We start from the raw sequence: 23,423 nt of genomic DNA, 5'->3' as shown, positions 1-23,423 counted from the left end.
CCTTGCGGCTCAACCGTTCGGTTGAGATGGCACCAAAGCTTCCGGCCGCGTTGAAGCCGCGTCACCTCACGCTGTTCAGGGCTGCCCTCGGGCGGGGCCAGAGCGCGATCGACGCCTATCAGAGCTGGCGCGCCTCCGAGCCGCTCGACGCCGCCGATGAGGTCGTCTATCGCACCATGCCGCTGCTCGTGGCCACCGCCGACATGGCTGGCATTGTCGATGCCGACACCAGACGGATGAGGGGTGTCGTCAAGCATGTCTGGCTGTCGAATGCGACGCGGGTGCGCGATGTCGTCGCGGCCTCCGCCGCACTCAGGGCGGCCGGAATCGCCGCGCTGCTGATCAAGGGCGGCGCGCTGTTTGCGCGCGACGAGAGCTACATGGCCAAGCGCATGACCGGAGATTACGATCTCCTGGTCCGGCGCGCGGACGCGCGAGGCGCGATCGAGGTGCTGCGGCGGGCCGATTTCCGCAGCCACGGCATGCGGGTCGAGCTGTTCCAGGAATCCGATTTCGACCGCGACATCCATGCGGTGGCGATGTCGCGGGCGGGCTTGGCCCGGGCCATCGACCTGCACTGGCGCGCGCTGTTCTGGCTCGACGACGAAAGGTTTACCGAGGCGCTGTTCGCAACCGCCGAGACCGGCACATTGCTGACCCACGAGGTGCTGATCCCCGGCGTCGCCGAGCATCTGGCGATCGCTGCGATGCGTCCGGAGCCGGCCGACCAGAACGAGATGGTGTCGCGTGCGCTCGAAGTCGTCCACATGCTCCAAAGCAAAGCCGGCGCGAACGTCGATTGGGATCGCTTTCGCGCGATCGTGACGCGCTACAACGGCAGCCTGTTTGCGGCGCAATTGCTCGACGTCGTCGCGCGCGAGATGCCGGCCGTCGTGCCGGATGGTCTCGTGGAGCAGTTATTGGATTACGGCCCGCCGGGAAAGTCGATCGAGATTTCGATCCGTGCGGTGCCGCGCGCGCAGCGCACGCAATGGCAGCAGTTTGGCGCCGCCTTTTTCGCCGCGCTTCGTGGGCGCTTCAAGGCGCCGTTCCGCTGGTGGGATTGGGCAAGGCTGCCGGGTGCGGCGATCGCGGCGTTCGATACCGCCATCGTGCAGTTTCCCTTTTGGGAGGACGCGATCCTGAAGCGGATCTGGCAGCAGACGGCGAGCGCGGCGTATCCGTCGCGCGGGAGCGGTGTCTGGTTCGGGCAGGGATTTTCCATTCCGGAAAACGAGGGGCGGTGGACCGACCGTCAATTCGCGGTCCTCGAAATGCCCGTCGACGACCAGATGCACGATCCCGTCGTCGTGGACCTGGTGGTGGTGCCGTTCCTGCCGCCTGGCACGGACAATTTTCGTTTCGTCGCCTATGCCGGCGTCGGATCGGTCCAGCAGATGGCGGCGGGCCCTACCGATGCGATGCCGTACAGGATCGCGCTGAAGGCGGGGATCGTCGGCGAGGGCCAGCGCAAGATCGTCATTGCGCTGCGGATGCTCGATTGCCAGCGCCCCTCGGACATCGGCCATTCGATCGATCCTCGTCTGCTCGGGCTGTTCGTGAAACAGGTGTCGATCAACGGCGTGACGATGTTCACTCCGGCCGGCGCCGGACCTTGATGGCCTTGTGCAGCGCCAGCAGCGTCTCGCGGTTCTGAGCGTCGGTATGGGTGCGTCCGCCATTGCCGAGATGCAGCCGTCGGCGCACGACGATGTCGTCGACATGCGCGCTTCTCAGGCCTCTCTGCTTGGCGCGACCGAGCCAGGCGATGAAGAAGGTCGCGGGCAGGCTCTCGTCGAACGGGCCGGCCCGCTCGAGCGCGGCGCGCCGGATCAGCATGCACTGCTTCAATTCGCCCGACATGATCGCGACGGCCGGTTTCAGCCGCTCGCGCTGCGCGTCCGGCACATCAGGACTGACGAATTGCTCGACCTTGCCGAACACGGCGTCGATGTCGCGCCGACGGTCGAGCACCGCCAGTTGCAGTTCGAGCTTGCGCGGCGTCCAGAGGTCGTCGGCATCGCAGAAGCCGATCAGCTCGCCTTGCGCGATTGCGAGCGCCTTGTTGACGGCGACGGCCTGACCGCTGTTGGGCTGGGCGAGCACGGTGATGCAGTCGCCGAATTGGCCGAGGACCTTGGCTGTGCCATCGGTCGAGCCGTCGTCGATGACGATGACTTCATCGGGTGGCGCGGTCTGGCCGAGCACACTCCCGACCGCCTCGGCGATATAGGCCTCGGCATTGCAGGCGGCGATGATGACGGAGACACGCATGATGGCGCGGCCTCAAAGCCGTTGCAGCTGATCGGCGAACGCAGCGGGAATCTTCGCGGGCGTCGTGCCGGTGTCGGCGAAGAACGCCGGCGCGAGGCCTGCGATGCGCGCCACCTTCGCGGCAATTTCGTTCGGCCATCCCGGCAGCTCGTAGGCCGTCGTCGGCAGCAGCGCGCGGAAGGCGTCCGACTGCCGCGCGCGCGTGAATTCGGGGGTTACGGCACCGCGCCGACGCGGGATGAAGAGCGCGCGCAAGCTCCCGCCGCCGATGCGCTCGCCGAGACCGGCGAGGCTCAGCTCGTGGCGCAGCTCGCCGTTGAAATCCGACACAGGCGTGGATTCGCCGATGAAATCCTGGAAGGCATCGACCAGGGCAGGGCGCAGCCGCGCCGAGCAGAACAGCGGCTCGATCTCTCCTGAGGCGCTGTTCACCGCGACGAAGTCGTCGCCCGCATAGCACCAGCCGGCCTTGACGCAGGCCAGCGCCGCTGTGGTCTTGCCGCTGTGACCTTCGCCGGCGAGCAGCGCGAAGCCATCAGTGCTTCCGACAGCCGCGGCGTGGACGGCGCACCAGGGCGTCTCGTGCATGAGGGCGTGGATCAGCGAGATCGCCGGCCGGCTGCGGATCCAGGGCGGTGCCTCGCCCTTCGGCAGCCATGCGATGCCCTGTCGTGCCACGAGGTCAATCGCGTAGAGCACGGGAATGACGGCCGGTTGCCACACCGAATAGATCCCGTCCTCGATCAAGAGGCGCGGCTTCTCGGCGGCGTCGGGCACGAGCGCGGAGAGATCGACATCCTCGGCGGCGATGAAGCGCAAATCGAGGTCGACGGCGTCTGCCGCCTGCTGGATGTAAGCGGGCAGGAACATCCCGGCCAGATCCTGCGTGGCAAAGCCGAGGCGCAGGGAAAAGGGACCGCAACGGGCGCGCGCTTCGATCAGCTCAGGGTGCGCCTTGAATGCTTCCCTGGCGAAGACCTTCGCGATTTTCTGCCGGATGAGATCGCTGGCTTTCATTGGCTCTCGCGCAGCGGCCAGCCTTGCTCGCCGGCATCGTGCACGGGATCCATCAGCAGCAGCTCCCGCAGGTTGTCGAAGCGCTGAAATTCAGGGGCGACGAATGCGCCCGACAGCACCGGCGTCCAAATCTCATTGGGAGTCTCGCTGCGCGAGTCGGCAGTGCCAATCGCAATCAGGCCTTCCGCCAGCATGCTGTCGACGAAGGCTTGCACCTGTTGCGTGATCGACGTCACATCACCGTTCGTCGCGGCAGCCAGGGCGCTTCCGATCTCCTCAACCGTTCGGTTGACCTTGAGGCCGAGCCAGATCTGCGCAGCGCTGCCGTCGAGGTTGTAGTAGACGCCATTCTGATAGTTGGCCAAGACCACTTCACTATCGAATTGCTGGCTGATCAGCAGCGGCACCGTCGTGGTGAGGGCCATGACTTGCAGTACTCACTTCACTTCCAATGGTCGCACGCTAGCACAGGCGCCCGGCTGCGCAACCATGCGACTTGCGCCGATCGCGCCCGCTAGCTCGCACCAAAGGCCTTGAAGGTGATGATGGTGAGCGTGTCCTGGATGCCCGGCAGAACCTGCACCTTCTCGTTGACGAAGTGGCCGATGTCGGTGTCCTTGTCGACGTAGAACTTCACCAGCAAATCGTATTGGCCGGCCGTGGAGTAGATCTCGGAGGCGATCTCGGCTTCGGCAAGCGCGTTGGCCACCGTGTAGGACTGGCCGAGCTTGCATTTGATCTGGACGAAGAAAGGAACCATTGCAGTCACTCCGAAGGCATATCTCGTCGGCCAATAGGCCAAAGCCGGCCGAACTTAGCAAGCGGGCAGGCTGGCCGCCAGATGCCGGTCGGCGCCCTAGGAGGTCACCGTGGCCGCGGCAAATGCGTCCCTGAGCCGCTGGGCGAGCTCGGCCTTGCGATAGGGCTTGGTCAGGACGATCGAATGCGCCTGCGCGCGGCCCTGCTCGACCAGGGTCTCCAGCGCGTAGCCCGAGGTGAACAGCACCGGTAGGCCGGGACGAATCCGTCTGGCCTGATCGGCGAGCTCCCAGCCGCTCATCCCGCCGGGCATGACGATATCGGTGAACAGCATGTCGATGCCGGGGTCGGCGCGCAGCCGCTGCAAGGCCTCATTGCCGTTGACGGCGGCGACGACGCGATAGCCGAGCGCCTCCACCCGGAGGATCACCGAGGAGCGCACGAACGGATCGTCCTCCGCGATCAGGATCGTTTCGTGGCCGCGCGGCGCGGCCTCCTCGCTCTCCAGCACATCGGTCGGCGATTGTCCGCCGCCGGCGCGCGGCAGGTAGATCCGGACCGTCGTCCCCAGGCCCTGTTCGCTGTAGATCGAGACATGGCCGTCGGATTGCTTGGCGAAGCCGTAGACCATGCTCAGCCCGAGCCCGGAACCCTTGCCGACCTCCTTGGTGGTGAAGAACGGCTCGAAGGCGCGGTCGATGACATCGGGCGTCATGCCTTCGCCGTCGTCGGTGACGGAGATCAGCGCGTAGGCGCCGGACGCCACTTCCGGGTGCAGGGCGCGATAGTCCTCGTCGATCGCGGCGAGCTCCGTGCTCAGCGTCAGGTGTCCTCCGGACGGCATGGCGTCCTGCGCATTCAACGCAAGGTTCAGCACGGCGGATTCGAGCTGGGAGCGGTCGGCAAAGGCCTGGATCGTGCCGGGCCCGAAGCTGGTGCTGATTTCGATGTTCTCGCGCAAGGTGCGCTTGAACAGCTTGAGCATGGACACGATCAGCTCGCGGCAATCGATCGTGCGCGGCTGAAGCAGTTGGCGACGGCTGAAGGCAAGCAATCGCTGGGTCAGCTCCGCGCCGCGTTCGCCGGACTGGCAGATGTCGTCGGCAAACTGGCGCAGATCGGGCCGGGCCTTGAGCTGCTCGCTCAGATGCTCGGCGTTGCCGATGATCACGGTCAGGAGGTTGTTGAAGTCGTGCGCGATGCCGCCGGAGAGCTGGCCGACGGTCTCCATCTTCTGTGCCTGCTGGAGCTGCTGCTCGGTCAGCTTACGCGTGGTGAGGTCGTGGATGATGCCGACGTGTATCAGTTCGCCATCCTGCCAGGCCTGGCCCACTGACAGATCCATCGGGAACGTCGAGCCGTCCTTGCGCAGGCCGACGGCTTCTCCGGTTGCGAAACGCCGTGCATGACCCGCGGATGAGGGCCTCTCCTCATTGCACATCAGCATGCCGATGTCGCGATTCATGATCTCGTCGGCGCGATAACCGAACAGTCGTTCGCAGGCGGGGTTGAACAGGAGAATGCGGGCTTGCGCATCGAACAGGATGACGCCGTCGACCGCGGTCTCGACGACGGCGGTGAGGCGTGTCATGCTTTCGCGCATCGCGCGCTGGGCCTCTCCCACCTGTTTGAGCAGCTGCGTGGCGTCGCGGCGCTTGGTCTCCTCCTCCTCGAGCGCAGCCTGGACCTTTTGCAGCTCGAACGGGGAGGGGATGGTCAGGATCTTCGGCAGCAGTGGCCAGAGCGCAGCCGCCGTGAAGATCGAGGCAATCGCGGTCGCCGCTTTGACCAGGCCTTCGATGCCATAAATCGGCACCCAGAGTGTGTAGATCGACAGCACATGCGTCAGGCCGCAGGCCATGATGAAGACCGCGAATGCCCAAAAGACCCAGCCGAATTTGAGGTCACGCCGTTTGGTGACGAGGATCGCGAGCGCAAACGGGATCGAGAAATACGCAGCCGCAATGCAGGCGTCGGCGACGACGTGGAGCCAGATCAGCTCAGGTTCCCACAGCAGGCAGATGCCGTGCGGTGAGAACATCGAGGAGTCCAGGAGACGTTCGAAATAGGCCCACATGATGCAATCCCGAGAAGGTTGCAGGCCGGGGCGGCCCGCAACGTCGCGTCGCCAGTGAATCGACCAACGTTTCCATTATCCGGAGTGCGCGCCAAGGCCGGATGATGCCGAGGTCACTTTTTTGCAGGATGTGCACGCTCACGGGAGGACAAGTGCGGCACCGGGCTCATTTTAGCTGATTCGCTGCTGCGCGATCGAAGGTGGCGCCGACCCGGAGCCCCGGTCGCAGTCCGGGTTGCTGGCACCGAGGGGGCGCGCTAGGAGTAGTGATGGCCATGTCTTTTTCGAGCAAGCGTATCCTGCGATGACCACGCCCGTGGCGCTCACCATCGCCGGCTCCGATTCGAGCGGCGGAGCCGGCATTCAGGCCGACCTGAAGACCTTTGCCGCGCTCGGCGTCTATGGCGCGTCCGCGATCACGGCGCTGACGGCGCAGAATACCAAAGGCGTCACCGGCATTCACGCGGTACCTGCCGCGTTCGTCACCGCGCAGATCGATGCGGTGTTCTCCGATCTCGATGTCGGTGCGGTGAAGATCGGCATGGTGGCGCAAGCCGAGAGCATCGATGCGATCGCCTCGGCGCTGTCGCGCTGGACGCCTCCGCATATCGTGCTCGATCCCGTGATGGTCGCAACCTCCGGCGACCGCCTGCTGGCCGCGGAAGCCGTCGAAGCCTTGCGCACGAAGCTGATGCAACTCGCCTCGGTGGTCACGCCCAATTTACCGGAGGCGGCGGCGTTGCTCGACGAGCCGGTCGCGCAAAGCGAGGCCGAGATCGAACGCCAGGGGCGCCGTCTGCTTGGGCTCGGCTGCCGCGCGGTCCTGATTAAAGGCGGCCACGGTGAGGGCCGTGAGAGCATCGACTATCTCGTCAGCGCCGACAAGACGATCGCGCTTGCCGCGCCGCGCGTCGCCACCCGCAACACCCATGGCACCGGCTGCTCGCTGTCCTCGGCGGTCGCGGCGGGGCTAGCCAAGGGCGAGGATCTGGAGATGGCCGTGCGCAACGCCAAGGCCTGGATCAGCGCGGCGATCGCAGCCGCCGACCGCTTCAGCGTCGGCCATGGCCATGGGCCGATCCACCATTTCCACAAGTTCTACTGACGTGGCTCTGTCGTCCTGACGCACGTCTGGCGGCCCGCCGTTAACCAGCGCGGCCGCGATTGTCCGGCATTTTGCCGAGACCCATTTCTGCGCCCATGTCGCCTGATTGTCGCATGCGGCTGATATGCGCGGGGAGGGCGAGGCAAGGTCCGATTCGTATCCGAGGGTGCCTCAAAGGTTCAATCGTCATCCCCCTGTCACGGGACATTGTTACAGGCTGTCGCATGGGAAGTTACGATGTGAGTGACGAGAGCCCGGAGCGGCGCTTTCGCACGTTGTTCATCTCCGACGTTCATCTCGGAGCCCGCGGCTCGCAAGCCGACCTTTTGCTGGACTTCCTGCGCTACCACGATGCCGACACCATCTATCTCGTCGGCGACATCGTCGATGGCTGGGCGCTGAAGTCGAGCTGGCATTGGCCGCAATCGCATAACGACCTGGTCCAGAAGCTGCTGCGCAAGGCGCGCAAGGGCGCCAAGGTCATCTACGTGCCTGGCAATCACGACGAGTTCCTGCGCAACTATTACGGCACGCATTTCGGCGGCATCGACGTCGTCGAGAACACCGTCCACGCTGGCGTGGACGGCAAGCGTTATCTCGTCATTCACGGCGACATCTTCGACCTCGTGGTGCAGAACGCGCGCTGGCTCGCCCATCTGGGCGACAAGGCCTACGACTTCGCGATCCAGATGAATCGCTTCGTCAACTTCTTCCGCCGCATGTTCAAAGTGCCGTATTGGTCGCTGTCGCAATGGGCCAAGCAGAAGGTCAAGAACGCCGTCAACTATATCGGCGCGTTCGAGCAGGCGCTCGCAGCCGAAGCCCGGCGCCATGACGCCGACGGCGTGATCTGCGGTCACATCCACTACGCCGTGATCCGCGACGAGAACGGCATTCGCTACATGAATTGCGGCGACTGGGTCGAGAGCTGCACCGCGCTGGTCGAGCACGACGACGGCCGTTTCGAGATCATCACCTGGGCGGATCATCTGCAGAAGCCGGCAGAAGTTCCGCAGGTGGCAGCACGAGCTGCCTGACGAGGCCTTCCTGATGCGCATCCTGGTCGCGACCGACGCCTGGCACCCGCAAGTCAACGGTGTGGTTCGGACGCTGACCAAGCTTGCCGACGCAGCCGAGGGGCTTCGCGTCGAAGGTCTTGGCGTCGAAGGTCCTGGCGTCGAGTTCACGTTCCTGACGCCGCAATCGTTCCGGACCTTTGCGATGCCGAGCTATCGCGACGTGCGGCTTGCCATGCCGCGCCCGGCCCGCATCGCAAAACTGATCGCGGAAGCGCGGCCGGACAGCATTCATATCGCGACCGAAGGGCCGATCGGTCTGATGGTCCGCCGCTATTGCCGGCAGCGCAAGCTGCCGTTCACGACCAGCTTCCACACCCGCTTTCCCGAATATGTCCGCGCCCGCGTCCCGGTCCCGGGCTCGCTGATCTGGCGGGCGCTGCGCCGCTTCCACAGCCCGAGCCGCGCCGTGATGGCGGCGACGCCTGCGCTGGCCCGCGAGCTTGGCGAGCGCGGCTTCGACAATGTCGTGCTGTGGCCGCGCGGCGTCGACACGCATCTGTTCCACCCCCGCGCCGTCGATCTCTGCCTGCCGGCTCCGGTGTTCCTCTCGGTCGGCCGCGTCGCGGTGGAGAAGAATCTCGAAGCGTTTCTCGACCTCGATCTGCCCGGCACCAAGGTGATCGTCGGCGACGGTCCGGCGCGCAACGCGCTGGAAGAGGCCTATCCGGACGCGATCTTCTTAGGGGAAAAGCACGGCGAGGAACTGGCCGACATCTACGCGGCGGCCGACGTCTTCGTGTTTCCGAGCAAGACGGACACGTTCGGCCTGGTCCTGCTCGAGGCACTGGCGAGCGGCCTGCCGGTTGCGGCCTTTCCGGTGAAGGGACCACGTGACGTCATCGGCGATGCGCCGGTCGGCGCGCTGGATGAGGACCTGCGCAACGCCTGTTTCGCGGCGCTGGACATTTCGCGGCAGGACTGCGTCGAATTCGCTTCCAACTACACCTGGGAGGCTTCGGCGCGGGCCTTCGTCGACAGCATTTTGGCGGTCGGTGCGGTGCTGCCGGGCGGGAACGGAGCGGAACGGCAGCGCTTCGTCGCTTAGGTGGGTGAAAACCTCGCGCGGAGGTGTCTTGCCCGCACCTCGCGGGCCGCGATAACATCGCGCCATGTCCGAACAGCCCCTTCCGATCGGCCCCGCCGATATCGATGCCGCAGCGCGCGTGCTCGCGCCCTTCGCCGTCCGCACCCCGCTGCTGTCCTTTCCCGTGCTCAACGAGCGCGTCGGCGCAAAGGTCTTCCTGAAGCCGGAGATGCTCCAGCGCACCGGCTCCTTCAAGTTCCGCGGCGCCTTCAACAAGGTGTTCTCGATCCCGCAGGACAAGCGCGCCGGCGGCGTCGTCGCATTCTCCTCCGGCAACCACGCCCAGGGCGTGGCGGCGGCGGCGAAGATCCTCGACATGCAGGCGACCATCGTGATGCCGGCGGACGCACCGCTGTCGAAGCGCGAGCGCACCAAATCCTACGGCGCCGAGGTCGTGCTGTACGATCGCGACCGCGACGACCGCGAGGCGATCTCGCGCGGCATCGCCGAGAAGCGCGGCGCGACATTGGTTCGGCCCTATGACGATCCCTACGTGATCGCGGGCCAGGGCACGGCCGGCCGCGAGATCGCGGAAGACATGGCAATGCTCGGTCTCTCACCCGACATCGTGGTGGCTCCGGCTTCCGGCGGCGGCCTGATCGCGGGCGTCGCCACGGCCGTCAAGGCGCGCTATCCGCAAGCCCAGATCGTGGTGGCCGAGCCCGAGGCGTTCGACGATCACGGCCTGTCGCTGACCGCAGGCCATCGCGAGCCGCATCCGCCGGCGGGCCGCACCATCTGCGACGCGCTGATGGCGCTGATCCCGGGCGAGATGACCTTTGCAATCAACAGCAAGCTGTTGGCGCGCGGCGTGACCGCGTCCGACAAGGAAGTCGGCGCGGCGGTGGCCTTTGCCTATCGCGAGCTGAAGCTCGTGGTCGAGCCGGGCGGCGCCGTCGGTCTGGCGGCACTGCTCGCCGGCCGTCTCGACGTCACTGGGAAGAACGTGGTCATCGTGCTCTCCGGCGGCAACGTCGATGCCGATCTGTTTGCCGAACTGGTGGCCTGAGTTTTTCCGAGTTTCTGACACGAGATAGGGGCAGAGCGTCGCCGCTCTGCCCCTATCTCGTTTTCTGCTTGCCGCGATCAGTGCATGAAGCCGCGGTGATTGCCGCCGCCACCCATGCTCTGCGACTGGTTCATCGACTGGCGGAAATTGTTGCCGCCGCCCGTGCTGATCCGATTGGTCGCGTTGAACTGCGGCCGGTTGCTCTGCACCTGCACCTTGTTCACCGGGTTGTTGTTGAGCTTCACGCCGTTGTTGATGCGGATCGGGTTGGCCTGCGCCTGAACGTTCACCGGCTTGGTATCCACGGTCGTGCCGCCCTTGCCGACAGTCACAGGCATGCTCACGATCTTCCCCGGCGTGCCCGTATTGTTGTTGCCGGTGGTCTGCGTGGTGGTGGTCACCGGCAGCGTCGTGATCTTGCCGGCGCCGCCATTGTTCGTCGTCGTGTTGGTCGGCGCGGGCAGGGTGACGATCTTGCCAGGAGTCTGGGTCTGGGTCTGCGACGGCGTGCCGTTCTGCGGATTGCCCGCCGGCAGGTTGGTGATCTGGCCGCCATTGCCGAGCTTGCCGATGACGTTGCCATCGACCGGCTTCTGCACGACGGGCAGGTTGCCGTTCATCTGCGATCCGCCACCCGCCTGCTGCATCAGCGGCATGTATTTCGGCTGGCCGAGATTGCCGACCTTGAACGTCGGGGCCATGTTCGGCGGAGCCAGGAACTTCGTCGCCTGCATCAAGGGGATCAGCTTCGGCTGCGACTGGAGCTTCAGTGCGACTTGCGCATAGGGGCTGTTGCCGTAGCTGTCGTAGAAGGTCTTGTAGCCGAGCGGCGAGTTCGCGAGCACGGCCTGGTGCCAGGCCTGCGTGATCAGCAGGTTCGACAGCAGCCAGCGGATGTGATCGCACAGCGGGTCGTGCGGATACATCGCGACGAACTCCCGATAGTACTCGGGCCTGCCTTCGGACAGCACGTAGTCATAGGCCTGGCGCGCCGAACGGCTCGGCAGGTTGGAGGCCATCTGCACCACCGGCGCATTCACCGGGGCGCGGTTGGCGGCGACGGTCGTGTCGCCGAAGAAGGTGAAGTCGGAGGTGAGCGAGGAGCTCTCCCACGGCGTCTGGGCGCCGCTGGTGGTCTGATTCACCGCGAGCCGCACGCGCTTGAACAGCTGCTCGATCGGCACGTTGGGCTCGCGCGCCACGTTCAGGAAGGCTTGCGTGTAGGGGCTGTGGCCGCCCGTGCCGTCGAGCGCTTCGGCGCCCGGCGCGGTCGAATAGCCGACGATCGAGCCGTTCGGCGCATCGACGATGGCAAGACCCCGGCCGGCGTCGTTGACGTTGGGGAACGGGTTGTTGCGGCAGGCATCGAGGATGACGATGCGCATCCGGCTCGGGATCGTCTCCAGCGTCGACATCACGTCGACCAGGCGAACCGAGTCGTTGACGAGCTCGGTCTGGTTCGACACTTTCGCATCGACAGGGACGAGGTAATTCTCGCCGGCGAGCTGCACGCCGTGACCGGCGTAATAGACCATCGCCACCGTGTTCGGGCCGCGCGCCGATACCTTGGCCGAGAAATCCTGCACCACGCGCAGCATGTCGTTCTGGCCGAGGTCGGTCGCCGAGATCACCTCGAAGCCGGCCGAGTTGAGGAATTGCGCCATCGACTGCGCGTCATTGTCGGGGTTCGCGAGCTGCGGCGCGTTCTGGTAGTTCGAATTACCGATCACCAGCGCCACCCGCTGTTCCGGGCTTTGCAGCGCGGTGGGGACCGGTTCGACGGGGGCGACTTGTGCGGAAACCGGGCTGCAGGCGAAGCCGAACAGGCTTCCCAGCAGGCCCGCAGTCATCAGAGCGGATTTCAGGCGGAACATGGCGTGCTCCTTTGGCACTCATCTCGATGCGAGATTGGTTGCGAGCAAGCCTGGCCGCGTTCGAGCCCTCCCGTCCGTGATCGCGATCACCATTGTACGGTGCGTGATCTAGATCACGCAGGGTGTCGCTAAGGTGGTGTTGATGCAATTCGGCAACAGACGAGCGAAACTTGCGGTCCCGCGGTGAGGCGGTCTGTCGCACCTCGTGGGATTCATGCCAAATGCGGCACAGCTGATCTTGGGGGACTGGACATGCGTCGCTTGCTTGCTGTCGGGGCCGGACTTTTCGCCATTGTTGCAACAACAGGCGCGGCATCCGCAGCCGATCTCGCGGCGCGGTCCTATACCAAGGCGCCGGTCATCTCCGCAGTGGCCTACGACTGGAGTGGCTTCTACGTCGGCCTCAACGGCGGCGGCGGCTGGGGCCGCGACTGCTATACCATCACCAACGTTGCCGGGGCGCCGGTCGGCCCGGCCTCGGAAGGCTGTCACTCCCCGAGTGGCGGCCTCGTCGGCGGGCAGGTCGGCTATCGCTGGCAGAGCGCGAACTGGGTGTTCGGCCTCGAAGCCCAGGGCGATTGGGCCGATCTGAAAGGCTCGAACTCGAGCCTGACGGCGATCATTCCCTATTCCAACCAGACCAAGGTCGACGCACTCGGGCTGTTCACCGGCCAGGTCGGCTACGCCTGGAACAACGTGCTCTGGTACGTGAAGGGCGGCGCCGCCGTCACCGACAACAAGTACACCTCGTACTTCGATGCCTCGGGCGTCGTGATCTATCGCGCCAGCGAGACCCGCTGGGGCGGCACTGTGGGCACCGGCATCGAATTCGGCTTCGCGCCGAACTGGTCGGCCGCGCTCGAATACGATCACCTCTTCATGGGCACCAACAATGTCGCCTTCCAACCGATCGCCGCCGTGACCCGCAGCGACGACATCAAGCAGAACGTCGATATCGCGACGGTCCGGGTGAACTACCGCTTTGGCGGTCCGGTCATCGCGAAGTACTGATCACGCTGAGCCGCGCGATCAGGGGAAGCTGCGTACGATCTCAATTGGTCCAACGATCGCGGCGTTGAAGGCATCAAGATCCTCGGCCGGGATCCCAATACTCCAGATGCGAGCGGCCGCCGGCCTCCTGCACGTCGTACTTGGCGACGAAACTTCGCTTGACCTCAAAGCGCGTCACGAAGCCCGAGCCGCTTGCCGGTACGTTCCAATCGCGCGCGATCTTGACGGCATAGTCTTCGGTCAGCACCGGATAGAAAATCGGCTGGTCCGGCAGGCGCGGCGGGAACGCGCGGATGCCGGATTGCTGGATCAACTCGAGCTCTTGCGGGCCGATGGGACGCCAGAGTGTGAGGGTGTCTTCGCTAGGGAACACGAGCGCACCTTACGAGAAGAACGCGATCTTCTCGGCCTGGGTCATGCGGCGGATCGGCGCGAGGGCGTCGTTGGCGGCGACGCGGGACTTTTGCACGATGCCGCTGGCGAGGATGGTGGCGCCGAGCGAGGACGCTGACAAGGGCGACGGCATCGGAAGCGTCGCGGCCAGTGCTGCTTCGGATGTCGCCGCAGCCGCCATGGTGGGTGCGGGCTGCTCCATCACTTCGGCGGCGGCTTCCGCGATGGCATCGGTGAGGCGCGCGAGCGATTCCATTGCGATCGGGGCTTCAACCGGCTCCTCCAAGAGGGGCGCGACTGGCGGCGCAACGGATGGCTCGGCTGCGACGGGCTCGGGGATCTCAGCGACAACGGGTTCCACGACTTCAACAGCCGTCGGCTCCGGCATCGACTCCGCAACGGCAGCTTCCATCTCCATGGGGTCGACGATCTCGTCGAACTCCGGATCGGGCGCGGCCATCTCCATCGCGATCCGCGCGAGCACGGCGTCGTCCTCGGCTTCCGCTGCGGCATCGAGCGAGAACTCGTCGGTGATCCCGGCGATGGCTGTGGGATCGGCAAGGCTGTCCTCGGCCGCAGCAAAACTCTCCTCGGCGGCGGCGTGGCTTTCGGCGCTCTCGGGCGCGATCGCGGCGCCCATCGCCGCCTCGGCGACGCCGCTCATGTCGACGGCGGCCTCAGGCTCCGGGTCGGGAGCGATCTCGGGCGGCGTCTCCGTAAAAGCCACGGGGGTGTCGCTCACCATCACCGCGGCCGCTTCGGCAACCGGTGCTTCAGCGACCGGCTGTGCTTCCTGCACGGGCGCCGGAGCAGGACGCGCTGAGCCTTGCGGCGCTGCGCCGCGCTCGACATCGGTCTGCTCGACGCGGTCCTTGAGGAGATCGAAGGCGGCCTTGAGATCGCCGCGCGGGTCGATGGTCGACACCTGGGTGCAGGCTGCTTCGATCGAGGCGAGCTGCGAATCAATCAGGTCGCAGATTCGCCCGTCGGCGCCGATCTCGCGCCAGCGCCAGGAGATCTCCTTGATGATGCGCACGCCGCGCGGAATCGGTGCGAGGCTTGCCTCGATCGCGGCCGGATCGAACGCCTTGGCGGCGGCGCGTTCTGCCTCCTCGACCGCGCGGCGGATCGCGATCAGCGCTTCGGGCAGGCGGTCCTCGACGACGGGTTGCCGCTGTGCCGCAAGGGTTTCTTCGATTTTCGCGACCGCGTCGAGCACCATGCGCGTGTCGGCATTGCGGTTGCGCTTGGCATATTCGCCGAGGAACCAGCGGCCGCGCGCGGTCTCCATGAAGGCTTCGCGGATCGCGTCGTAATCCTGCTCGTTCGGCTCGGCCGCGCGGGCAGACATGGGCGAGAGGGCGAATGCTTCGTTGGCCATGACAATCTCGTCGCGCAAATCAGTGCGCGTTACTGTAACGATCACCACGATATCGACCGAATCGCAATTGGTTTGATGCCACCCGAATCACAAATCCCCACACCAGCATCGGTCAGGCGGCGATTTGCCGTGAGTCTTGCGCTGTTCTATTCGGCCGTGTTTGCGGTGTCGGGCACGCATCTGCCGTTCTTCCCGGTCTGGCTCAAGGCGATCGGCGTCGACGCTTCCTGGATCGGCCTCATCAACGCGCTGCCGTCGCTCACGCGCTTCACCACGCTGCCGCAGATCACGGCCTTTGCCGAAAAGCGACACGCGATTCGCGCCGGCATCATGATCTCGGTGCTGGCCACCGCGATCGGCCTTGCGGCCCTCGGTCTGCAGCAACAGCCCCTGGCGCTGTTCCTGATCTACGCGCTGACCTGCGTGATGTGGACGCCGACGACACCGCTCACCGATGCCTATGCCCTGCGCGGCGTCGCGCATTACGGGCTCGATTACGGACCCTTGCGGCTGTGGGGCTCGGCGGCGTTCGCTGCCGGCTCGCTGGCCTTCGGTTATCTCGTCGACGTCATCGCGGCACGCCACCTGATCTGGATCATCGTCGCGTGGGCGGTGGTTGCGGTCCTCGCCAGCCTGTTGCTGCGGCCGCTCGACGATGTCAGGCGCAAGGCGACGGAGACGGTTGCGGGCAAGGCCTTGTTGCGCGATGGCGGCTTCTGGGCCGTGATCGCTTCGGCGGCGTTGATCCAGGGCAGTCATGCCGCCTATTACATATTCTCCGCCATCAACTGGCAGCTCCAGGGTCTGAGCGGGCTGACCATCGCGGGGCTTTGGACCCTGGGCGTGATCGCCGAGATCGTCGTCTTCGCGCTGTCGCCGCGCTTCTCGCTGCATCCCTCATCGCTGATGGCGATCGGCGGCTTGAGCGCCGTGCTGCGCTGGATCGTCACGGCGCAAGAGCCGCCGCTGGCGCTGCTTGCGATCGCACAACTCAGCCACGGTCTCACCTTCGGGATGACCATCGTCGGCACCATGAATCTGCTGGTGCAGCGCGTGCCGTCGCATCGGGTCGCGCGCGGGCAGGGCTACCTCGCAGCCTGCAGCGGATTGTTGGGGGCCGTGACCTCGATCGCCTCAGGCGCGATCTACGCTCGCATCGGCGACAACCTCTATTACGTCATGGCCGCGATGGCGGCGGCCGGTGCGCTTGTCATCTGGTCGGCGCGGCACCGGCTCAAGGCTCATCCCCAGAGCGAGGCGTCAGGCGGATAGACCAGGCTCTCGTCATAGCGCAGCCCATGATCGCGATCGCGCGCCAGCAGCAAGGGGCCGTCGAGATCGACGAAGCGCGCCTGCGGCGTCACCAGCATCGCGGGCGCCATCGACAGCGAGGTCGCGACCATGCAGCCGATCATGATCTCGAAGCCGAGCGCCTGCGCGGCATCGGCCATGGCCAGTGCCTCGGTGAGGCCGCCGGTCTTGTCGAGCTTGATGTTCACGGCGTCGTAGCGGTCGCGCAGGGGTGCCAGCGAGCCACGATCATGCACGCTCTCGTCGGCGCAGACTGCGAGCGGCCGCTTGATCCGCGCCAATGCGTCGTCCTTGCCGGCCGGCAGCGGCTGCTCGACCAGGGTGACGCCGGCGGCGGCGCAGGCGGCGAGATTTTGCTCCAGATTGACCTCGGTCCAGGACTCGTTGGCGTCTACGATCAGTTCCGACTCGGGCGCCGCCTTGCGCACCGCCGCGATCCGCTGGCCATCGCCATCGCCGCCGAGCTTGATCTTGAGCAGCGGCCGGTGCGCCGCCTTGGCGGTCGCGGCCGCCATGGCGTCCGGTGTCCCTAACGAGATCGTATAGGCGGTGGTCCGCTCGCCGGGCATTGGGCGGTCCAGCAGGTTCCAGGCCCGCAGGCCGGCCGCCTTGGCCTCCAGATCGATCAGAGCGCAATCCAGCGCATTGCGGGCAGCTCCAGGCGGCATGGCGGCCTGGAGAGCCTGCCGTGTCAGCCCGCTCGCCACGGCCGCTTCCATGGCCTGGATCGCAGCCAACGTCGCCGCGGGGGTCTCGCCATAGCGGGGATAGGGCACGCACTCGCCGCGGCCGGTCAGGCCGTTTTGGCTCACTTCGGCCACGACCGTGACGGCCTCGGTCTTGGCGCCCCGGCTGATGGTGAAACGGCCGGCGATGGGAAACCGCTCGATTCGCGCGGCGAGGGCAGGAACTTTGCTGGAAGTCATTTTGAACTCTGGCGAAATCTGAACCTGCTGGTTACCTCTAGCAACTAACATTAACCAGTTGGGGATACCTTTTCCGGGTAAGGGCGTGTGCGCAACTATCTGATTTCCTCCGCCCCGCGACGGGAGCGGACATCTTGAACGGCGATCCCAAGCTGGAACGGATTGCCAAGGGCAATGCGCTGGCTCTGTGCGCGACCGGAACCTGGACCGCGAGCTTCGCGCCGGCCCTGGAGCGCTTGGTGGCCGACGCCGAGAAGCTCGCCGGCAGTTCGCAAAGCATCTTCATCGACGTTTCCGAGGTCGCCAAGCTCGACACTTTTGGCGCCTGGCTGATCGAGCGGCTGCGCCGCAGCCTGACGCAAGGCGCCGTGGAGGCGCAGATCGCGGGGCTGTCGGCGAACTATTCGAGCCTCGTCGACGAAGTACGCCGGGTCCGCGCGACCGCGGTGGTCGAGACCTCCACCATTACCATCTCCGGCATGCTGGAGCAGATCGGCCGCACGGTCGCCGGCATCGGCGGCACCATCGCCGGCCTGATCGACATGCTCGGTGCGGTGCTCGCGGCGGGCGCGCATGTGCTCATCCATCCGCGCTCGTTCCGCTTGACCTCCACCGTGCATCACATGGAGCAGGTCTGCTGGCGCGCGGTGCCGATCATCGTGCTGATCACCTTCCTGATCGGCTGCATCATCGCGCAGCAGGGCATCTTCCACTTCCGCCGGTTCGGCGCCGACATCTTCGTCGTCGACATGCTCGGCGTGCTGGTGCTGCGCGAGATCGGTGTGCTGCTGGTCGCGATCATGGTCGCAGGCCGCTCCGGCAGCGCCTACACTGCCGAGCTCGGCTCGATGAAGATGCGCGAGGAAATCGACGCGTTGCGCACCATGGGCTTCGACCCGATCGAGGTGCTGGTGCTGCCGCGCATGCTGGCGCTGGTGCTGGCGCTGCCGATCCTTGCCTTCCTCGGCGCCATGGCTGCGCTCTATGGCGGTGGGCTGGTCGCCTGGCTTTACGGCGGCGTCGATCCCGAAGCCTTCCTATTGCGCCTGCGCGATGCCATCTCGATCGACCATTTCATCGTCGGCATCGTCAAGGCGCCCGTCATGGCGGCGGTGATCGGCATCGTCGCTTGTGTCGAAGGCCTCGCCGTGCAGGGCAGCGCGGAATCGCTTGGACAGCACACGACTGCGTCGGTGGTGAAGGGCATCTTCTTCGTGATCGTCATGGACGGCGTGTTCGCCATATTCTTCGCCTCGATCGGAATGTGACGATGGCAGGCGACATTCAAAATCCCATCATCCGTGTCCGTGACATCACCGTGCAGTTCGGCGCGACGCGCGTGCTCGACGGCCTCGACCTCGACGTCAAGCGCGGCGAGATCCTCGGCTTCGTCGGTCCCTCCGGCGCGGGCAAGTCAGTGCTGACGCGCACCATCATCGGCCTGGTGCCGAAGGTCGCGGGCTCGATCGAGGTGTTCGGCGTCGATCTGGACTCGTCCAACACGTCGCAGCGCCGCAACGTCGAGCGGCGCTGGGGTGTGCTGTTCCAGCAGGGCGCGCTGTTTTCCTCGCTCACGGTGCGGCAGAACATCCAGTTTCCGATGCGCGAATATCTTCGCGTGTCGCAGCGGCTGATGGACGAGATCACCATGGCCAAGCTCGCGATGGTCGGCCTGAAGCCCGAGGTGGCCGAACGTTTCCCCTCGGAACTTTCCGGCGGCATGATCAAGCGCGTCGCGCTGGCCCGTGCATTGTCGCTCGATCCGGACCTCGTGTTCCTGGACGAGCCGACCTCGGGCCTCGATCCGATCGGCGCCGGCGACTTCGACGAGCTGGTCAGGACGCTGCAGCGTACTTTGGGGCTGACGGTTTTCATGGTAACTCACGACCTCGACAGCCTTTACACAGCTTGCGACCGCATCGCCGTTTTAGGGAACGGTAAGATCATTGCGGCAGGGTCGATCGCCGACATGCAGGCCTCGCAGCATCCCTGGCTGAGGCAATATTTCCATGGCAAGCGCGCCCGCGCGGTGATGAGTTGAGTAGCCGGAGCACCTGATGGAAACGCGGGCGAACTACGTATTGATCGGATCCTTCACGTTGGCGGTGATCGCGGCTGCGATCGGCTTCGTGCTGTGGTTCCAGTCGCTGCATACCACCAAGCAGCGCAGCCCCTTGCGCGTCGTGTTCGAAGGCCCGGCGGCGGGCCTGCGCAACGGCGGCAGCGTCAATTTCAACGGTATCCGGGTGGGTGAGGTGGTCTCGGTGAAGCTCGACAATCCGCGGCGGGTTGTCGCACTCGCCATGGTCGAGAACAACGCCCCGATCCGCAAGGACACCCTGGTCGGCCTCGAATTCCAGGGCCTGACCGGCGTCGCCGCGATCTCGCTCAAGGGTGGCGAGGAGGCCGCACCTCCGCCGCCGCTCGACGAGGACGGCATTCCGACGCTGATGGCCGATCCGAACAAGCTTCAGGACGTCACCGAGGCGATCCGCGGCACGCTGCAGAACATCAACAAGATCGTCGCCGACAATCAGGAGTCGGTGAAGAACTCGCTGAAGAATCTGGAGACCTTCACCAACTCGCTCGCGCGCAACTCCGAGAAGATCGATGGCGTGATGGCCAAGGTCGACGGCGTGATGCTCAAGGCCGACAGCCTCATGCTCGGCCTCAACTCGCTCGCCGGCGGCAAGGACGGCGGCGAGCTGTTCCTGACGGTCAAGTCGATCCGCGAACTCGCCGAGGATTTCGACAAGCGCTCCGGCGCGCTGATGACCGATGGCCGCCGCACCCTCGGCGACATCAGCCGCGCCGTGAACAACTTCGATCGCAATCCGACCCGCGTTCTGTTCGGCGCCAGCAACAGCGCGCCGGCAGCGGCCGCGCCGCAGCCGGCCGAGGCGCCGAAGCCGGCACCGGCCGCGAGCGGCAGGCGGCAGTAGCGCGTATCGATTAAGCGGATCACGCCGACGCTGGCGCGGTTGCCGCCTACTAGTCGGGGATATAGATGTTCAAATCGATTGCGATCTGAAGCTCAGCCATTTCGCCGAGAAGCTGACGATCAAGGCTTTCGCCAGTATGTTTGTCGCAGAACCAGCCAACGAAGAAACTAACTCTGCCGCCTGTAGATGTCAGCTTTCGTAGAGTGCGCCGGTGTGGCTTGAGTCGGGCCAAGGCGGCCTGCATTTGCCTAGCGAATCCTTCGCGCCGACTTTCGCCGAAATCGATCGAGCAATAGGATTCTGTGCGAACGCCGCCAATCCTTGTCCCCCTCGGAGTCTTCCGCTTTTCGCCCGCTTTCCAGAGGAGTTCGGGTTTGAGGCCAAGAGCTTTGCAAACCAAAAAAAGGTCGCGCGTAGGGTGCCTTATTTGCAGAGATAGCTTCGTACGCTGATGTTTCATTGGTCCAGGGGGCACTTGGCGTGATGGTGATGTCGGCGCTAGTCCACCTTACGATTGCGCAGCGGATTCACGAATTTCAGCCCCGCGAAATCTTTCTCGTTGTCGGTCGCAACAATGCAGCCATTGGCTTCGGCCACGGCGGCGATGATCATATCGAGGGCGCTACGGGGCCTTCCGATTGTTGTACCACGCGCCATAAGGCGCGCCCAAATCAGACTCGCTTGCTCGTCAAAAGCCAGCACGCGCCCCGCGAAAAGCAATGGTGGTCCTTCGGGGCCGGCAAACCAGGTCTCCAATGCGCTCCGCTTTTTCCCCGCCGGCTTTTCCAGAATGCCTCGCCGGATCTCGCCGATCGTCAAGGCTGAGACGAACAGATCATCATCGTTCTGTTCGGCTAGCCACGCCAAGAGCACCGGCGACGGGCTCGGCTTCGTGACATTGCTAATAATATTGGTGTCGAGGACGTACCTTGTCACAGGTCAACCTTGCGACCCGTTACGCGCGCGCGCTTGACTTCGAGATCGGTCCCGACAAGCGGCGAGCGTCGCAGCGCGGCAAGGATACCACCCTTCTTGGGAGGTTCCGTTGCTATTGTTTGATGCAGCGTAGAGCGTAGTCGTTCGGCGTTGGTACCATCTTCGGCGAGCTGCTTGGCGAGGGACCGGATCAATTCGCGGTCGGTATCGAGCCCGAGCACCTCGAATCGCGCCATGCCGCGCTTAGTCAGGCGGGCCCGGTAATTTCGAAGTGCTCTTTTTTGGGCTGTGTCGGCCAAGGGCGCTCTCCATGCTCAATTTCTGGAAATATAGCCAGAAATAGGTCGGACTGCAAACTGATCCGTCGCAGGCGACGATACGAAAGTATGGGGGTCTGGCCGAGCCAAGGTAGGGGGCGGGCCGGCGGGCGATGTCAGCTATATCGCGCTCAAGGTGCGCCTCACGAAAAGCGCGCCGACTTCACTCACAGGGGAGGCGAGAGCGTGATACGTCTGTTGCTGTTGTTGCCGTTCATCGGCCTGATGATCGTGCCGTTCTACAATATCCGGGAGCCGCATCTGTTCGGCTTTCCGTTCTTCTACTGGTATCAGCTCGCCTGGGTGCCGCTGACCTCGCTGCTCACCTACATCGTCTACAGGAGCGCACGCCGTGCTGACTAATGTCGATAGCGCGGCGTTCGCCGTATTCCTCGCTTTGTTCACCCTCGTCACCGGCATGGGCTTCGTCGCCTCGCGCTGGCGCAAGCCGGAGACGCTCGCCCATCTCGACGAGTGGGGCCTGGGTGGCCGCAAGTTCGGGACCTGGATCACCTGGTTCCTGGTTGGCGGCGACTTCTACACCGCTTACACCGTGATCGCCGTGCCTGCGCTGGTTTACGCGGTCGGCGCCTACGGATTCTTCGCGCTGCCCTACACCATCATCGTCTATCCCTTCGTGTTCGCGGTGATGCCGGTGTTGTGGAAGGTGGCCAAGGAGCGCGGCTATGTCACCGCGGGCGACGTGGTGCGGGGTGCCTATGGTTCGCGTGGGCTCGAGCTTGCCGTCGCGGCAACCGGCGTGCTGGCGACGATGCCCTACATTGCGCTTCAGCTGATCGGCATGGAGGTGGCGATCAAGGCGCTCGGGCTGAGCGGCGAGGTGCCGCTCGTTCTCGCCTTCCTGGTGCTGGCGCTCTACACCTATTCGTCGGGCCTGCGCGCCCCGGCGCTGATCGCCTTCGTCAAGGACATCATGATCTACATCGTGGTGATCGCGGCGATCGCGATCGTGCCGTCCAAGCTCGGCGGTTACGGCGCGATCTTCACGGCGGCGGATGCAGCGTTTGCGGCGAAGGGCTCGGGCGGCATCCTGCTGTCACCGGCGCAGATCGTGCCCTACGCTTCGCTGGCGCTGGGCTCGGCGCTCGCCGCCTTCATGTATCCGCACACGCTGACCGGCATCTTCGCGTCCTCAGGTGGCAACACCATTCGCAAGAATGCGATGCTGCTGCCGGCCTACACGCTGCTGCTCGGCCTGTTGGCGCTGCTCGGCTATATGGGCCATGCAGCGGGGCTCAAGCTCGCGAGCAACAACGATGTCGTGCCAGAGCTGTTCAAGACGCTGTTTCCGAGCTGGTTCGCAGGCTTTGCGTTCGCGGCGATCGCGATCGGAGCGCTGGTGCCGGCAGCCGTCATGAGCATCGGGGCCGCCAATCTGTTCACCCGCAACTTCTGGAAGGTGTGGGTCGATCCGAAGGTGACGCCGGCAGGCGAGGCCAAGGTCGCCAAGATCACCTCCATGCTGGTGAAGGTCGGCGCGCTGCTCGCCATCCTGCTGATGCCGACGCAGTTCGCGCTCGACCTGCAGCTGCTCGGGGGCCTCTGGATCCTGCAGACGCTGCCCGCCCTGGTGTTCGGCCTCTACCTGAACTGGTTCTCGAGCACGGCGCTGCTGGCCGGCTGGGCCGTCGGCCTTGCGGGCGGATCGTGGCTGGCCTGGTCGGATGGGCTGAAGCCGTTGCACGGTATCGACTTCGGCGCCGGCAAGGTTGCAATCTACACCGGCTTGCTGGCGCTCGCGCTCAACATCGTGGTCGCCGTTGTGGTCAACCTCGTGCTCAAGGGCCTGCCGCAGGCCCGCCTGTCGCGCGAGGCGGCCTGACGTCAAGCATCGATCGGCGGCCGGACATCTGGCCGCCGATCCCGAACTTGCCTTCCGCGCGATCGAAAGCTCTAGATTCTTGTTC

General features: G+C 65.2%; 23 protein-coding genes and 1 pseudogene. 12 read left to right on the top strand and 12 right to left on the bottom strand.

The window, feature by feature from the left end; translation table 11 throughout:
• Positions 1 to 2 precede the first annotated feature (2 nt).
• On the top strand, positions 3 to 1,619 hold the full coding sequence (locus JQ587_RS18765) for a nucleotidyltransferase family protein (RefSeq protein WP_249154375.1): 1,617 nt from the start codon (positions 3 to 5) through the stop codon (positions 1,617 to 1,619).
• On the opposite strand, the gene JQ587_RS18760 is transcribed toward JQ587_RS18765, so the two are convergent.
• The 5 genes from JQ587_RS18760 to JQ587_RS18740 form a co-directional block, all read right to left on the bottom strand.
• Positions 1,594 to 2,274, bottom strand: coding sequence for a glycosyltransferase family 2 protein (locus JQ587_RS18760; protein WP_212426217.1), 681 nt, complete (start codon positions 2,272 to 2,274; stop codon positions 1,594 to 1,596). The two genes, JQ587_RS18765 and JQ587_RS18760, sit on opposite strands and share 26 nt — an antisense overlap.
• A 12-nt stretch (positions 2,275 to 2,286) precedes the next feature.
• A complete protein-coding gene (locus JQ587_RS18755) occupies positions 2,287 to 3,291 on the bottom strand; it encodes a hypothetical protein (protein ID WP_212426216.1) in 1,005 nt (334 codons plus the stop codon).
• Positions 3,288 to 3,716 carry a PqqD family protein gene (locus JQ587_RS18750; RefSeq protein WP_212301195.1) on the bottom strand — a complete coding sequence of 143 codons (429 nt, stop codon included), beginning with the start codon at positions 3,714 to 3,716 and terminating at the stop codon, positions 3,288 to 3,290. The genes JQ587_RS18755 and JQ587_RS18750 overlap by 4 nt, the downstream gene beginning before the upstream one ends.
• A gap of 89 nt (positions 3,717 to 3,805) precedes the next feature.
• Positions 3,806 to 4,051: an Lrp/AsnC ligand binding domain-containing protein gene (locus tag JQ587_RS18745; RefSeq protein WP_018317369.1), complete on the bottom strand. Its 246-nt coding sequence runs from the start codon at positions 4,049 to 4,051 to the stop codon at positions 3,806 to 3,808.
• 96 nt (positions 4,052 to 4,147) lie between these two features.
• Positions 4,148 to 6,127 carry a PAS domain S-box protein gene (locus JQ587_RS18740; RefSeq protein ID WP_249154374.1) on the bottom strand — a complete coding sequence of 660 codons (1,980 nt, stop codon included), beginning with the start codon at positions 6,125 to 6,127 and terminating at the stop codon, positions 4,148 to 4,150.
• 304 nt (positions 6,128 to 6,431) lie between these two features.
• On the opposite strand from JQ587_RS18740, the gene thiD reads away from it, so the two are divergent.
• The 4 genes from thiD (at position 6,432) to JQ587_RS18720 (ending at position 10,404) form a co-directional block, all read left to right on the top strand.
• Positions 6,432 to 7,232, top strand: coding sequence for a bifunctional hydroxymethylpyrimidine kinase/phosphomethylpyrimidine kinase (gene thiD, locus JQ587_RS18735; RefSeq protein WP_212426215.1), 801 nt, complete (start codon positions 6,432 to 6,434; stop codon positions 7,230 to 7,232).
• A gap of 224 nt (positions 7,233 to 7,456) precedes the next feature.
• Positions 7,457 to 8,269, top strand: a complete 813-nt coding sequence (locus tag JQ587_RS18730; RefSeq protein ID WP_212301193.1) for a UDP-2,3-diacylglucosamine diphosphatase — start codon at positions 7,457 to 7,459, stop codon at positions 8,267 to 8,269.
• 13 nt (positions 8,270 to 8,282) lie between these two features.
• Positions 8,283 to 9,356 carry a glycosyltransferase family 4 protein gene (locus tag JQ587_RS18725; protein ID WP_212426214.1) on the top strand — a complete coding sequence of 358 codons (1,074 nt, stop codon included), beginning with the start codon at positions 8,283 to 8,285 and terminating at the stop codon, positions 9,354 to 9,356.
• A 64-nt stretch (positions 9,357 to 9,420) separates the two neighbouring features.
• Positions 9,421 to 10,404, top strand: coding sequence for a threonine/serine dehydratase family protein (locus JQ587_RS18720; RefSeq protein ID WP_212301191.1), 984 nt, complete (start codon positions 9,421 to 9,423; stop codon positions 10,402 to 10,404).
• 77 nt (positions 10,405 to 10,481) lie between these two features.
• On the opposite strand, the gene JQ587_RS18715 is transcribed toward JQ587_RS18720, so the two are convergent.
• Positions 10,482 to 12,278: a caspase family protein gene (locus JQ587_RS18715; protein ID WP_212426213.1), complete on the bottom strand. Its 1,797-nt coding sequence runs from the start codon at positions 12,276 to 12,278 to the stop codon at positions 10,482 to 10,484.
• 252 nt (positions 12,279 to 12,530) lie between these two features.
• Here JQ587_RS18715 and JQ587_RS18710 point away from each other — a divergent pair, with 252 nt between their 5' ends.
• Positions 12,531 to 13,289 (top strand): outer membrane protein, encoded by a 759-nt coding sequence (locus JQ587_RS18710; protein ID WP_212426212.1) that lies wholly within the window; start codon positions 12,531 to 12,533, stop codon positions 13,287 to 13,289.
• Positions 13,290 to 13,307: 18 nt separating this feature from the next.
• Here JQ587_RS18710 and JQ587_RS18705 read toward each other — a convergent pair.
• Positions 13,308 to 13,602 (bottom strand): annotated as a pseudogene (locus JQ587_RS18705) (hypothetical protein).
• Between the two features lie 69 nt (positions 13,603 to 13,671).
• A complete protein-coding gene (locus JQ587_RS18700) occupies positions 13,672 to 15,063 on the bottom strand; it encodes a hypothetical protein (protein WP_212426211.1) in 1,392 nt (463 codons plus the stop codon).
• Positions 15,064 to 15,138: 75 nt separating this feature from the next.
• Between JQ587_RS18700 and JQ587_RS18695 the strand changes: the two genes are divergently transcribed.
• Positions 15,139 to 16,335 (top strand): MFS transporter, encoded by a 1,197-nt coding sequence (locus tag JQ587_RS18695; RefSeq protein ID WP_212426210.1) that lies wholly within the window; start codon positions 15,139 to 15,141, stop codon positions 16,333 to 16,335.
• On the opposite strand, the gene dgcA is transcribed toward JQ587_RS18695, so the two are convergent.
• The gene (gene dgcA / locus JQ587_RS18690) at positions 16,305 to 17,300 is read right to left on the bottom strand and encodes an N-acetyl-D-Glu racemase DgcA (protein WP_212426209.1); all 996 of its coding nucleotides are present in this window, start codon (positions 17,298 to 17,300) and stop codon (positions 16,305 to 16,307) included. The two genes, JQ587_RS18695 and dgcA, sit on opposite strands and share 31 nt — an antisense overlap.
• A 134-nt stretch (positions 17,301 to 17,434) precedes the next feature.
• On the opposite strand from dgcA, the gene JQ587_RS18685 reads away from it, so the two are divergent.
• The 3 genes from JQ587_RS18685 to JQ587_RS18675 are packed head-to-tail and all read left to right on the top strand — an operon-like array spanning position 17,435 to position 20,242.
• A complete protein-coding gene (locus tag JQ587_RS18685) occupies positions 17,435 to 18,568 on the top strand; it encodes an MlaE family ABC transporter permease (RefSeq protein WP_212301184.1) in 1,134 nt (377 codons plus the stop codon).
• 2 nt (positions 18,569 to 18,570) lie between these two features.
• Entirely contained in the window at positions 18,571 to 19,341 is a 771-nt protein-coding gene (locus tag JQ587_RS18680) for an ABC transporter ATP-binding protein (protein ID WP_212301183.1), read from the top strand.
• A gap of 16 nt (positions 19,342 to 19,357) precedes the next feature.
• Complete coding sequence (locus JQ587_RS18675; protein WP_212301182.1) at positions 19,358 to 20,242, top strand: MlaD family protein; 885 nt, start codon at positions 19,358 to 19,360, stop codon at positions 20,240 to 20,242.
• A 49-nt stretch (positions 20,243 to 20,291) separates the two neighbouring features.
• Here JQ587_RS18675 and JQ587_RS37185 read toward each other — a convergent pair whose 3' ends face one another.
• Genes JQ587_RS37185 through JQ587_RS18660 form a run of 3 tightly spaced genes read right to left on the bottom strand, consistent with a single transcriptional unit; the run spans position 20,292 to position 21,477 of the window.
• Positions 20,292 to 20,702: a DUF4279 domain-containing protein gene (locus tag JQ587_RS37185; RefSeq protein WP_212301181.1), complete on the bottom strand. Its 411-nt coding sequence runs from the start codon at positions 20,700 to 20,702 to the stop codon at positions 20,292 to 20,294.
• Positions 20,703 to 20,740: 38 nt separating this feature from the next.
• The gene (locus JQ587_RS18665; protein ID WP_212301180.1) at positions 20,741 to 21,178 is read right to left on the bottom strand and encodes a type II toxin-antitoxin system VapC family toxin; all 438 of its coding nucleotides are present in this window, start codon (positions 21,176 to 21,178) and stop codon (positions 20,741 to 20,743) included.
• Positions 21,175 to 21,477, bottom strand: a complete 303-nt coding sequence (locus JQ587_RS18660; RefSeq protein ID WP_249149350.1) for a hypothetical protein — start codon at positions 21,475 to 21,477, stop codon at positions 21,175 to 21,177. The genes JQ587_RS18665 and JQ587_RS18660 overlap by 4 nt, the downstream gene beginning before the upstream one ends.
• Before the next feature lie 204 nt (positions 21,478 to 21,681).
• Here JQ587_RS18660 and JQ587_RS18655 point away from each other — a divergent pair, with 204 nt between their 5' ends.
• A complete protein-coding gene (locus JQ587_RS18655) occupies positions 21,682 to 21,858 on the top strand; it encodes a DUF3311 domain-containing protein (protein ID WP_212301179.1) in 177 nt (58 codons plus the stop codon).
• Positions 21,848 to 23,338: a monocarboxylate uptake permease MctP gene (gene mctP, locus JQ587_RS18650; protein ID WP_212301178.1), complete on the top strand. Its 1,491-nt coding sequence runs from the start codon at positions 21,848 to 21,850 to the stop codon at positions 23,336 to 23,338. The genes JQ587_RS18655 and mctP overlap by 11 nt, the downstream gene beginning before the upstream one ends.
• Positions 23,339 to 23,423 lie beyond the last annotated feature (85 nt).

Origin of the sequence: Bradyrhizobium manausense, from assembly GCF_018130615.1 — a bacterium.
Lineage (GTDB): Bacteria > Pseudomonadota > Alphaproteobacteria > Rhizobiales > Xanthobacteraceae > Bradyrhizobium > Bradyrhizobium manausense_A.
Note: the sequence above shows the minus strand (reverse complement) of the source record. Positions and strands in the feature narration are given on the sequence as shown.

Excerpts from the sequence above, each read along its gene's own strand:
- JQ587_RS18675 (WP_212301182.1), top strand. The coding sequence starts at position 19,358 with ATGGAAACGCGGGCGAACTACGTATTGATCGGATCCTTCACGTTGGCG.
- JQ587_RS37185 (WP_212301181.1), bottom strand. The coding sequence starts at position 20,702 with ATGAAACATCAGCGTACGAAGCTATCTCTGCAAATAAGGCACCCTACG.
- JQ587_RS18740 (WP_249154374.1), bottom strand. The coding sequence starts at position 6,127 with ATGTGGGCCTATTTCGAACGTCTCCTGGACTCCTCGATGTTCTCACCG.
- JQ587_RS18710 (WP_212426212.1), top strand. The coding sequence starts at position 12,531 with ATGCGTCGCTTGCTTGCTGTCGGGGCCGGACTTTTCGCCATTGTTGCA.
- JQ587_RS18730 (WP_212301193.1), top strand. The coding sequence starts at position 7,457 with ATGGGAAGTTACGATGTGAGTGACGAGAGCCCGGAGCGGCGCTTTCGC.
- JQ587_RS18760 (WP_212426217.1), bottom strand. The coding sequence starts at position 2,274 with ATGCGTGTCTCCGTCATCATCGCCGCCTGCAATGCCGAGGCCTATATC.
- thiD (WP_212426215.1), top strand. The coding sequence starts at position 6,432 with ATGACCACGCCCGTGGCGCTCACCATCGCCGGCTCCGATTCGAGCGGC.
- JQ587_RS18750 (WP_212301195.1), bottom strand. The coding sequence starts at position 3,716 with ATGGCCCTCACCACGACGGTGCCGCTGCTGATCAGCCAGCAATTCGAT.
- JQ587_RS18720 (WP_212301191.1), top strand. The coding sequence starts at position 9,421 with ATGTCCGAACAGCCCCTTCCGATCGGCCCCGCCGATATCGATGCCGCA.
- dgcA (WP_212426209.1), bottom strand. The coding sequence starts at position 17,300 with ATGACTTCCAGCAAAGTTCCTGCCCTCGCCGCGCGAATCGAGCGGTTT.
- JQ587_RS18755 (WP_212426216.1), bottom strand. The coding sequence starts at position 3,291 with ATGAAAGCCAGCGATCTCATCCGGCAGAAAATCGCGAAGGTCTTCGCC.
- JQ587_RS18700 (WP_212426211.1), bottom strand. The coding sequence starts at position 15,063 with ATGGCCAACGAAGCATTCGCCCTCTCGCCCATGTCTGCCCGCGCGGCC.
- JQ587_RS18680 (WP_212301183.1), top strand. The coding sequence starts at position 18,571 with ATGGCAGGCGACATTCAAAATCCCATCATCCGTGTCCGTGACATCACC.
- JQ587_RS18695 (WP_212426210.1), top strand. The coding sequence starts at position 15,139 with ATGCCACCCGAATCACAAATCCCCACACCAGCATCGGTCAGGCGGCGA.
- JQ587_RS18725 (WP_212426214.1), top strand. The coding sequence starts at position 8,283 with ATGCGCATCCTGGTCGCGACCGACGCCTGGCACCCGCAAGTCAACGGT.
- JQ587_RS18745 (WP_018317369.1), bottom strand. The coding sequence starts at position 4,051 with ATGGTTCCTTTCTTCGTCCAGATCAAATGCAAGCTCGGCCAGTCCTAC.
- JQ587_RS18715 (WP_212426213.1), bottom strand. The coding sequence starts at position 12,278 with ATGTTCCGCCTGAAATCCGCTCTGATGACTGCGGGCCTGCTGGGAAGC.